Genomic DNA, 10,704 nt, shown 5'->3' with positions numbered 1-10,704 from the left:
GGGCCCGGACGGCGGGCGAGCCGACCGCGAGGCCGGCCTCGGCGAGGCGGCGGTCCAGGGCGGCGAGCAGCAGGGGAGAGGGCCCGAGCACGTCCGCGACCGGCAGCCGGGACCCGGCGGCGCGCAGCGCGGCCGGGATGTCGTGCTTGGCGTGGAACGCCCGGTTGAGCAGCAGCGGCACGGCCACCGCGTCCGCCGTCCGTCCGACCATCTGCGGGATCCGCGGCGCGCAGTGGTCCAGGTAGGCGGTGGCGACCTCGATGCCCGGCCGCTGTGCCCGCACCTCCTCCACGAGCGCGGCCACCGTCGCGGCGTGGCGCGGGTCGCGGCTGCCGTGGGCGATCAGGAGGAGGGCGGGCATCAGCGGTGCCTCACTTGCCCGCGGCCAGCAGACCGCGGTTGCGCAGCACCCGGCGCTCGACCGGGGTGAACACCAGCAGCTCGATGGCGATGCCGACGAAGAGGATGAGGACGATGCCGAGCAGCACGCCGGACATGTCGGAGAACTCGCGCTGGTCCTCCAGGAAGCGGCCGAGGCCGCGGCCCAGGTCGGGGGAGGAGGCGACGAGTTCGGCGGCCATCAGGGAGCGCCAGGAGAAGGCCCAGCCCTGCTTGAGGCCGGCGAGGTAGCCGGGCAGGGCGGCGGGGATGAGGACGTGGCGGGCGCCGGTGAGGCCGGTGGCGCCGATGGTGCGTCCGGCCCGCAGGAACAGCGGTGGGACCTGGTCGATGCCGGCGACCAGCCCGTTGGCGATGGAGGGGACGGCGCCGAGCAGGATGACGGCGTACATCATCGAGTCGTTGATGCCGAGCCAGATGACGGCGGCGGGCACCCAGGCGACCGAGGGCAGGGACTGCAGGCCCTGCAGGACCGGCCCGATCGCGGTGCGCACCGGCCTGATCCGGGCGACCACCAGCCCGATCGGGGTGCCGATCACCACGGCGAGCAGGAAGCCGGACAGTCCGCGCCAGACGCTGGTCCAGATGATCGAGAACAGCGTGCCCTGGTACCAGAGGTCCTCGGCGGAGCGCCACACGTCCGCCGGGCTGGGCAGCTTGTACGAGGAGGTGACGTGCAGGCTGTAGGCGCCCTGCCAGAGCGCGAGCACCACGAGCACGCCGATCAGCGGCGGCAGTGCCTTGCTGCGCAGTGCCTCGCCGAGCGATCCGCGCTGCGCGGCGACGGTGTCCAGGGCGTCCAGGCCCGCACCCACGTCGGCGGTGTCGCTCGTGCCCTGCGCGTCGTTCTTGTCCACGTTCTTGTCCAGGACGGGGGTGGTGTCAGTGCTGGCCATGGCGACGGATCTCCCCACGCAGTTCTTCGGTGATCTCGATGGACAGGTCGGCGACGCCGGAGGATTCGATGCGGCGCGGCTGCGGCAGGTCGATCCGCCACTCACGGGCGACCCGGCCGGGGCGGGAGGAGAGCAGGACGACCCGCTGGGCGAGGCGGACGGCCTCGCGGACGTTGTGGGTGACGAAGAGGACGGTCAGCTGCCGCTCGGCCCAGATCCGGGTGATCTCGTCGTGCAGGACGTCCCGGGTGATGGCGTCGAGGGCGGCGAACGGCTCGTCCATCAGCAGCACCTGGCTGCCCTGGGCGAGGGCGCGGGCCATCGCCACGCGCTGGCGCATGCCGCCGGACAGCTCGTGCACCCGCTTGCCGTACGCACCGTTCAGGCGGACGAGTTCGAGGAGGCGCTCGGCCTCGGTGCGGCGTTCGGGGCGCGGGACGCCGGCCAGCTTGAGGGCGAGCTCGATGTTCTTCCCGGCGGTGAGCCAGGGGAACAGGGCGTGCTCCTGGAACATCAGCGCGGGGCGGCCGCCGGGCACCTCGATGCCGCCGGCGGTGGGCTCGTCGAGGCCGGCGACCAGGTTGAGCAGGGTGGACTTGCCGCAGCCCGAGGCACCGAGCAGGGTGACGAACTCGCCGGGGGCGACATCGAGGGTGATGTCGTCCAGGACGTGGGTCCGGGCGCCGGGGCGACCGAAGGACTTGTGCACGTGCGAGATCCGGACGGCGGGCGCGCCGCCGCGGGCGTCGGCGCCGGGGGCGTCCGCCGAGGTGGTCAGTGCCGGGGTCATCCGGGCACCTCCTGCGTGAGTGGTCATGGGCCCCTCCTCGCCCGCTGGTGGGCGAGGAGGGAGAGGTCAGGGCCGTGGCCCGGGCCCCGCCCGCCTCGGTGGGCATCGATCGGGGATCGACCGGACGGGCGGGGGCCGGACCGCGGAGTCGGGCCGAACAGCGGTGCTGCGGGCGCTACTTGGCGCCGAGTCCGGCGTCCGCGACGGCGGGCCGGCCCTGGGCGGCGAGGACCTTGTTCAGCAGGGTGAGGTCGTAGATGCCGTTCAGGTTGGCCCCCGCGCCGGCGGCACTGGATCGAGGCAGCTTGAGGAGCCCGGCGGTGACGGCGTGGTCGGCCTCGGCCTGGAGGGTGTCCGCCAGCGGGTCGTCCAGGAAGTCGATGTCGGCCCAGGCCGGGTCGAGGACGGCGGGCTCCAGGGAGTTGCCGGCCTCCTTCCTGATCGCCTCGTTGGCGTCGGCCTTGGCCCTGTCGGGGTCGGCCTTGATGAAGGCGTTGGTCTTCACCGAGCCGCGCAGCACGGCCTCCACCACGTCCGGGTGCTCCTTGAGGAACTTCTGCGAGACGATGATGTTGGTGATGACGAACTTCTTGTCGGGCCAGACGTCCTTCTCGTTGAGCAGGACCTTCGCGCCGAGCGTGACCAGCTTGGAGGCGGTGGGCTCGGGCACCCAGGCGCCGTCGACGGAGCCGGACTTGTAGGCGTCGGGGGTGACCTTGTTGTCGGTGCGGACCACCGAGACGTCACCGGCGCCGGAGGCCGCGTCGACCTTGTAGCCCTTGCCCGCGAGGTAGTTGAGCAGGGCGACGTCCTGGGTGTTGCCGAGCTGCGGGGTGGCGATCTTCTTGCCCCTGAGGTCGTCCAGGGAGGCGATCTTGTCCGGGTTGACGACCAGCTTGACGCCGCCGGAGGCCGAACCGCCGATGATCTTCAGGGACTTGCCGTCGGACTTGGTGTAGCCGTTGATCGCGGGGGAGGGGCCGATCCAGCCGATGTCGATCGATCCGGCGTTCAGCGCCTCGATCTCGGCGGGGCCCGCGTTGAAGACCTGGGTCCTGACCTGGGTGGAGCCGAGCTCCTTCTGGAATATGCCTTCCTGGAGGCCGACCAGCGGGGTGCCGTGGGTCAGGTTGGCGAAGTAGCCGATCTTCACCGTGTCCGCGGACAGCTTCGCGCCGGAATCCCCGGCGGCGGCCGCGGCGTTGGGCTTGGCGTCGGAGGACTTGTCGTCGGACTTGGAGCCGTACCCGCAGGCGGAGAGCAGCGCCACCGCGGTCAGACCGGCCGCGGCGGCAGCGGCGGAGCGTCTGATCCGTCCGGCGTCGGGGCGGACGGGCCTATGCGCGGACGAGCCGTGCGGAAGTACCGGGAGAGATGCCATGGTGAAGTCCAGTTCGTTGACGGACCGTCAGGAGTCGGTCTCGGGGACATGGCGGCCGCCCGTCGGGTCGGCCGGGGATCGCAACTCAGCGCTGCCGGCCCGCACATCGGGTCAGGCCGCCCTGGCCGCTGCCGAGGACGCCGCTGCCGATGCGGCCGCCTTCCTTGTCCATGCCCGAGAACGCCTCGTGGGGCATCAGACCCAGTCCTCCTCGTCGGGTGCGTCGGTGGTGCGTACGGTTTCGAAGGCCTCGCCCGCCATCCCGGCGGTGAGGGTGGTGCCGTCGGCCGGGTCGATCAGCAGGAACGATCCGGTGCGGCGGTTGTCGGTGTAGCTGTCGAGCGCCAGCGGTTCGGCGGTGCGCAGGACGACGTGGCCGATGTCGTTGACGTTCAGCCCCTCGGCGCCGGAACGCTGTTCGAGCGTGTCGATGTCGATCCGGTAGGAGATCTCCTTGACCAGCGCGCGCACGGTGCGGGTGGTGTGCTTGAGGAGGACCTTGTCGCCGGCGCGCAGGGGCCGTTCGTTGAGGTGGCTGACGGTGGCCTCGATGTCCTTGGTGGGGACGGGGGCGGGGCCGGCGGCGATGAGGTCGCCGCGGGAGATGTCGATGTCGTCGGCGAGGCGGACGGTCACCGACTGCGGGGCCCAGGCGATGTCGCTCTCGCGGCCGAGCGCGTCGATCCCGGCCACCGTGGTGGTGTGCCCGGAGGGCAGGACGGTGACGGCGTCGCCGACGCGCAGGACGCCGGAGGCCAGCTGGCCGGCGTAGCCGCGGTAGTCGGGGTGTTCCTCGGTCTGGGGGCGGATCACGTACTGGACCGGGAAGCGGGCCGGCTCGGCGCTGGGGTCGCTGCCGACCGGCACCGTCTCCAGGTGCTCCAGCAGGGTCGGGCCGCCGTACCAGTCCATGTGGGCGGACGGCTCGACCACGTTGTCCCCGGCCAGTGCGGAGATCGGGACGGCGAGGACGTCCTTGACGCCCAGTGAGGCCGCGTAGGCGGTGAACTCGGCGGCGATGGCGGCGAAGACCGGCTCCGTGTACTCGACCAGATCCATCTTGTTGACGGCCAGCACGACGTGCGGCACCCGCAGCAGCGCGGCGACGGCGGCGTGCCGGCGGGTCTGCTCGACCACGCCGTTGCGGGCGTCGACCAGCACCACGGCGAGTTCGGCGGTGGAGGCGCCGGTGACCATGTTGCGGGTGTACTGAACGTGGCCGGGGGTGTCGGCGAGGATGAACCGCCTGCGGGGGGTGGCGAAGTAGCGGTAGGCGACGTCGATGGTGATGCCCTGCTCGCGTTCGGCACGCAGGCCGTCGGTGAGCAGTGCGAGGTCGGGCGCCTCCTGGCCGCGGTTGCGGGAGGCGTGCTCGACGGCCTCCAACTGGTCGGCGAGGACGGACTTGGAGTCGTGCAGGAGGCGGCCGACGAGCGTGGACTTGCCGTCGTCGACGGAGCCGGCGGTGGCGAAGCGCAGCAGCGAGGTGGCGGTTGCAGTGGTCATTAGAAGTATCCCTCGCGCTTGCGGTCTTCCATCGCGGCCTCGGAGAGCTTGTCGTCGGCGCGGGTGGCGCCGCGTTCGGTGAGGCGGCTGGCGGCGATCTCGGCGATGACGGCCTGGATGGTGGTGGCGTCGGAGTCGACCGCGCCGGTGCAGGACATGTCGCCCACCGTGCGGTAGCGGATCAGCCGGCGCTCGACCGGTTCGTGGTCCTTCGGGCCGCCCCACTCGCCGGCGGTCAGCCACATGCCGCCGCGGGCGAAGACGTCCCGCTCGTGGGCGTAGTAGATCTCCGGCAGCTCGATGTTCTCGCGCTCGATGTACTGCCACACGTCGAGTTCGGTCCAGTTGGACAGCGGGAAGACGCGCACGTGCTCGCCGACCGCGTGCCGGCCGTTGTAGAGGGACCACAGCTCGGGGCGCTGACGGCGGGGGTCCCAGGCGCCGAACTCGTCGCGCAGGGAGAAGACGCGCTCCTTGGCGCGGGCCTTCTCCTCGTCGCGGCGGCCGCCGCCGAAGACCGCGTCGAAACGGTTCGACTCGATGGCGTCCAGCAGCGGCACGGTCTGCAGCGGGTTGCGGGTGCCGTCCGGGCGCTCGCGCAGCACGCCGCGGTCGATGAAGTCCTGGACGTGGGCGACGTGCAGGCGCAGGTTGTGCTGCGCCACCACGCGGTCGCGGTAGGCGATGACCTCGGGGAAGTTGTGCCCAGTGTCGACGTGCAGCAGGGAGAAGGGGATGGCCGCGGGGTGGAAGGCCTTGAGGGCCAGGTGCAGCATGACGATGGAGTCCTTGCCGCCGGAGAAGAGGATCACCGGGCGCTCGAACTCCCCCGCGACCTCGCGGAAGATGTGCACCGACTCGGCCTCCAGCGCGTCCAGGTGGGACAGCGCGAAGGGGTTGTCGTCGGTGCGGACGGGACTGTCGGTCGCGGTGGTCATGCCAGGCCCCTATCGCTCAGGAAGGCGTGCAGTTCGGCGGCGGATTCGGCCACCTCGCGGCCCTGCGTCCGGAGGCGCAGCTCCGGGTTCTCCGGTACCTCGTACGGGTCGTCGACGCCGGTCAGCCCGGAGATCTCGCCGGCGGCCTGCTTCGCGTACAGGCCCTTGACGTCGCGCTCCGCGCACAGCTCGACCGGGGTCGCGACGTGCACCTCCAGGAACACGGTGCCGTTGGCGCCGTGGCGCTCGCGCACGGCGGCGCGGGAGTCGGCGAACGGGGCGATCACCGGGGCCAGCACCTTCACGCCGTTGGCGGCGAGCTTCTCGGCGACGAAGCCGATCCGTGTGACGTTGGTGTGGCGGTCCTCGCGGGAGAAGCCGAGACCCTTGGAGAGGAACTCGCGGATCTCGTCGCCGTCGAGGACCTCGACCTTGTGGCCCTCGGCGCGCAGCCGTTCGGCGAGGGCGAAGGCGAGGGTGGTCTTGCCCGCGCTGGGGAGCCCGGTCAGCCACACGGTGGCGCCGCGCTCGCAGGGGGCGGCCGCGCGGGCCGCCTCTGCGGCTCCGTCGGCGGCCGGGGTGTGAGCTGTCACGGTGTCTTCCTTACGCAGTAGTCGACGGTCGTCGACGGACGGTCAGAGATGGATGCCGCACTCGGTCTTGCCGGAGCCGGACCAGCGGCCGGCCCGGGCGTCCTCGCCCTCGGCGGGCTTGCGGGTGCAGGACAGCGGGGAGCAGCCGATCGAGGTGTAGCCCTCCCACAGCAGCGGGTTGAGCAGCACCCCGTTGGCGGCGACGTAGGCGTCCACGTCCTCCTGGGTCCACCGGGCGATCGGGGCGATCCTGACCTTCCGGCGCTTCGCGTCCCAGGACACCACCGGGGTGTTCGCCCGGGTCGGCGACTCGTCGCGGCGCAGCCCGGTCGCCCAGGCGTCGTAGGCGGCCAGGCCGCGGTTGAGCGGCTCGACCTTGCGCAGCGAGCAGCACAGGTCCGGGTCGCGGTCGTGCAGGTCGGGCCCGTGCTCGGCGTCCTGCTCGGCCACGGTCTTCAGCGGGGTGAGCGTGATGACGTTGACCGGCATGGTCGCGGCCACCGCGTCCCGCGTCCCGATGGTCTCGGCGAAGTGGTAGCCGGTGTCCAGGAACACCACGTCCACGCCGGGGAGCACCGAGGAGGCGAGGTGGGCGACGACCGCGTCCTCCATCGAGGAGGTGACGCAGAACCGCTTCCCGAAGGTGTCGGCGGCCCACTTCAGGACCTCCTGCGGGGTCGCCTCCTCCAGCTCGCGGCCGGCCCGGACGGCTGTCGCCTCGTAGTCAGTCGCGGTGCTGCTCATGTGACGTACCCCCGTGGTCGGTCGGTGACAGTAGGCCGAGGAACTTCAACCCGAAGGCGCGGCGGCATCCGTGGCACTCCCAGGCGCCGTGCCCGGCCTCCGAGGGGCGCAGGTCCTCGTCCCCGCAGTACGGGCAGAAGAAAGGGGCGGCACGCTCACTCATCGCCCACCTCGCCGCGCTCGGCGCTCGCCACGCCCACTCACGAGAGCTGCTCCTCGGTCGCCTGGGCCGCCCACTGGGCGAAGCGCTCGCCCTCGGTGCGGTCGGCCTGGTAGCGGGTCAGCACGCGCTCGACGTAGTCGGGCAGGCCCGCGCTGGTGACCTTGAGGCCGCGGACCTTGCGGCCGAAGCCGGCCTCCAGGCCGAGCGCGCCGCCGAGGTGCACCTGGTAGCCCTCGACCTGGTTGCCGTGCTCGTCGGTGACCAGTTGGCCCTTGAGGCCGATGTCGGCGACCTGGATGCGGGCGCAGGCGTTCGGGCAGCCGTTGATGTTGATGGTCAGCGGCTCGGCGAAGTCCGGCAGGCGCTGCTCCAGCTCGTCGATGAGCGTGCGGCCGCGCTCCTTGGTCTCGACGATGGCGAGCTTGCAGTACTCGATGCCGGTGCAGGCCATGGTGCCGCGGCGGAACGGCGACGGGGTGACCCGCAGGTCGAGCTCCTCCAGGCCGGCCACCACGGAGTCGACGTGCTCCTCGGCGACGTCGAGGATGAGCATCTTCTGCTCGGCGGTGGTGCGCACCCGGTCGCTGCCGTGGGCGGCGGCGAGGTCGGCGATGCGGCCGAGCAGCTTGCCGTCGACCCGGCCGACGCGCGGCGCGAAGCCGATGTAGAACCGGCCGTCCTTCTGGCGGTGGACGCCGACGTGGTCGCGCCAGCGGGCGGCGGGCTCGGCCGGGGCGGGACCGTCGACCAGCCGGTACGTGAGGTACTCCTCCTCCAGCACCCGGCGGAACTTCTCCACGCCCCAGTCGGCGACCAGGAACTTCAGCCGGGCGCGGTTGCGCAGGCGCCGGTAGCCGTAGTCGCGGAAGATGCCGATGACGCCGCCGAAGACGTCCGGCACCTGGTCCAGCGGGACCCACGCGCCCAGCCGCACGCCCAGCTTGGGGTTGGTGGACAGGCCGCCGCCGACCCACAGGTCGAAGCCGGGGCCGTGCTCGGGGTGGACCACGCCGACGAAGGAGACGTCGTTGATCTCGTGTGCGACGTCCAGCAGCGGGGAGCCGGAGACCGCGCTCTTGAACTTGCGCGGCAGGTTGGAGAAGTCCGGGTTGCCGATGAAGCGGTGCTGGATCTCCTCGATGGCGGGGGTGCCGTCGATGATCTCGTCCTCGGCGATGCCGGCCACCGGGGAGCCGAGGATGACGCGCGGGGTGTCGCCGCAGGCCTCGGTGGTGGACAGGCCGACGGCCTCCAGCTTCCGCCAGATCGCGGGGACGTCCTCGATCCGGATCCAGTGGTACTGGATGTTCTGGCGGTCGGTCAGGTCGGCGGTGCCGCGGGCGTACTGCTCGGAGACCTCGGCGATCGCCCGCAGCTGGGGGACGGTCAGCCGGCCGCCGTCGATGCGCACGCGGAGCATGAAGAACTCGGCGTCCAGCTCGTGCGGGTCCAGGATCGCGGTCTTGCCGCCGTCGATGCCCTCCTTGCGCTGGGTGTAGAGCCCCCACCAGCGCATCCGGCCGCGCAGGTCGGCCGGGTCGATCGAGTCGAAGCCCCGGTGCGCGTAGATCGTCTCAATACGTGTCCGCACATTGAGACCGTCGTCGTCCTTCTTGAACTGCTCGTTGGCGTTCAGGGGGGTGTAGTGGCCCATGCCCCACTGCCCCTCGCCGCGGTGGCGGGTCACCTTGCGGGCCGCCGCGGGGCGGCGCTCGGCGGCGCGGTCGGCCGTGGGCTCGACGGTCTCGGGAGAGGTGGCCATGCTGAAGTCCTTCTGGGCAGGTGGCGCTGGCGCCGAATGGGTCGCGGGGCGTGCTCGGCCGTACGGTGCTGCTCTGACCTGCGGATTTCTCAAGGCCTTGAGGGCAGTGACCAGGGCCGGGCGGGCGCCTGCGCATCCGCTTCGGCGGGGACGGCGGGAAGGGCGGCGCCGGGTGCGGTGGTGCGGCGGAGGTGCGGGCTCAGGTCACCGGACAGATGGCGCTGGACACGCGAAGGAGATCGACGTGGAGTCGACCTACCAGGGTGGTTCCGGCGCTGGGCATGGCAAGAGATTCGCACGGCGCGGGACTCGCGGTCCACTAACATCCGGATACTGGACGCTGATGTTTCGTCATGTGGGACATCTGGATGTTCCCGCCGCTCCCCGCCCGGGCGTCCGGCCACGCGCCCGTACCCGGGGGAGATCAACCGCGCGGGCCCCGGCCCGATACGGTTGGCCCTGTGCAAGCAGCAGGCGATACGAGCAGACCGAACGCCGAGCGGCCCTCCCGGCGCCGGGGCAAGGGCTCCCGGCGCGCGGCCAAACAGGCCACCTGGCGCCACACGGCGTGGGAGCTGGTGAAGGACACCACCAACACCTGCGTCGAGTACCGGGTCACCGGGCTCGCCGCGGAGGCGGCCTTCTTCACCCTGCTGTCGATCCCACCGCTGCTGCTCGGCCTGGCCGGCACCCTCGGCTACCTCGACGAGTTCGTCGGTGCGGGCACCATCGCCGGGCTCAAGAAGAGCATCCTCTCGGCCTCCGGGACGGTGCTGTCGGACTCCTCCGTCAACGAGGTCGTGGTCCCGCTGCTGGACGGGGTGTTCGACCGTACCCGGCCCGACCTCGTCTCGATCGGCTTCCTGCTGTCTCTGTGGTCAGGCTCCCGGGCGCTCTACATCTTCATCGACACCATCACCGTCATGTACGGGCTCGACGGCAAGCGGGGCATCGTCAAGACCCGGCTGATGTCGCTCAGCCTCTACTTCGGCGCGCTGGTGATCGGCTCGCTGGTGCTGCCGCTGCTGATGGTCGGGCCGGGGCTGCTGGAGAACGCGGTGCCGGCGGTGTCCGGGCTGGTCGGCGCCCTCTACTGGCCGGTCGCGATCGTGCTGCTGACCGTCTCGCTGACCACCCTCTACCACTTGGCCGTCCCCGTCTCGACCCCGTGGCGCGAGGACATCCCCGGCGCCCTGGTCGCCCTGGTGGTGCTGGTCTTCTGCAGCGTCGGCCTGCGGGTCTACCTGGTCAGCTCGGTCGAGGGCCCCTCGGTGTACGGCTCGCTGGCGGCGCCGGTGGCCGTCCTGCTGTGGATCTTCGTGGTGGCGCTCGCGGTGCTCATCGGCGCCGCGATGAACGCCGCGATAGACCGCCGCTGGCCAACGCTGGAGACCGCCGACGCGCGCGCGGAGAACGAGCGCGCCCACGAGGAGGCGGCCGCGGCCGTGGTCCGCGAGGTCGCCGCCCGGCGGGCCGTCGAACGGGCCCGGCGCGCCCGCGAACTCGGGCTCGCCGAGGGCGTCGAGGAGGAG

At 71.8% G+C, this 10,704-nt stretch carries 12 protein-coding genes; 1 reads left to right on the top strand and 11 read right to left on the bottom strand.

Annotation, left to right across the window (positions count from 1 at the left end):
* The 11 genes from KS423_RS27020 to KS423_RS48590 all read right to left on the bottom strand — a co-directional run.
* A partial coding sequence (locus KS423_RS27020) for a sirohydrochlorin chelatase (protein ID WP_224282377.1) occupies positions 1–361 on the bottom strand: 361 nt, incomplete at its 3' end.
* 10 nt (positions 362–371) lie between these two features.
* Positions 372–1,295 (bottom strand): ABC transporter permease, encoded by a 924-nt coding sequence (locus KS423_RS27015; protein WP_224282376.1) that lies wholly within the window; start codon positions 1,293–1,295, stop codon positions 372–374.
* Entirely contained in the window at positions 1,282–2,085 is an 804-nt protein-coding gene (locus KS423_RS27010; RefSeq protein WP_224282378.1) for an ABC transporter ATP-binding protein, read from the bottom strand. The genes KS423_RS27015 and KS423_RS27010 overlap by 14 nt, the downstream gene beginning before the upstream one ends.
* Before the next feature lie 175 nt (positions 2,086–2,260).
* Positions 2,261–3,466: an aliphatic sulfonate ABC transporter substrate-binding protein gene (locus tag KS423_RS27005; protein WP_224282375.1), complete on the bottom strand. Its 1,206-nt coding sequence runs from the start codon at positions 3,464–3,466 to the stop codon at positions 2,261–2,263.
* 195 nt (positions 3,467–3,661) lie between these two features.
* Positions 3,662–4,972, bottom strand: coding sequence for a sulfate adenylyltransferase subunit 1 (locus tag KS423_RS27000; protein WP_224282374.1), 1,311 nt, complete (start codon positions 4,970–4,972; stop codon positions 3,662–3,664).
* Positions 4,972–5,910 (bottom strand): sulfate adenylyltransferase subunit CysD, encoded by a 939-nt coding sequence (gene cysD / locus KS423_RS26995; protein WP_224282373.1) that lies wholly within the window; start codon positions 5,908–5,910, stop codon positions 4,972–4,974. The genes KS423_RS27000 and cysD overlap by 1 nt, the downstream gene beginning before the upstream one ends.
* On the bottom strand, positions 5,907–6,503 hold the full coding sequence (cysC, locus tag KS423_RS26990; RefSeq protein WP_224282372.1) for an adenylyl-sulfate kinase: 597 nt from the start codon (positions 6,501–6,503) through the stop codon (positions 5,907–5,909). The genes cysD and cysC overlap by 4 nt, the downstream gene beginning before the upstream one ends.
* Before the next feature lie 42 nt (positions 6,504–6,545).
* Entirely contained in the window at positions 6,546–7,247 is a 702-nt protein-coding gene (locus KS423_RS26985) for a phosphoadenylyl-sulfate reductase (protein ID WP_224282371.1), read from the bottom strand.
* A complete protein-coding gene (locus KS423_RS26980) occupies positions 7,228–7,410 on the bottom strand; it encodes a hypothetical protein (RefSeq protein ID WP_224282370.1) in 183 nt (60 codons plus the stop codon). Before KS423_RS26980 ends, KS423_RS26985 begins: the two co-directional genes overlap by 20 nt.
* Before the next feature lie 37 nt (positions 7,411–7,447).
* Entirely contained in the window at positions 7,448–9,172 is a 1,725-nt protein-coding gene (locus KS423_RS26975) for a nitrite/sulfite reductase (RefSeq protein WP_224282369.1), read from the bottom strand.
* 199 nt (positions 9,173–9,371) lie between these two features.
* Positions 9,372–9,455, bottom strand: coding sequence for a putative leader peptide (locus KS423_RS48590; RefSeq protein WP_310593185.1), 84 nt, complete (start codon positions 9,453–9,455; stop codon positions 9,372–9,374).
* A 178-nt stretch (positions 9,456–9,633) separates the two neighbouring features.
* Here KS423_RS48590 and KS423_RS26970 point away from each other — a divergent pair.
* Positions 9,634–10,704 (top strand): YihY/virulence factor BrkB family protein (locus KS423_RS26970; protein ID WP_224282368.1); only part of this gene is annotated, 1,071 nt, incomplete at its 3' end.

The sequence above is a fragment of the Streptomyces sp. LS1784 genome (assembly GCF_020103755.1).
Taxonomy (GTDB): domain Bacteria; phylum Actinomycetota; class Actinomycetes; order Streptomycetales; family Streptomycetaceae; genus Kitasatospora.
This window is presented reverse-complemented; position numbering and strand designations above follow the sequence as displayed.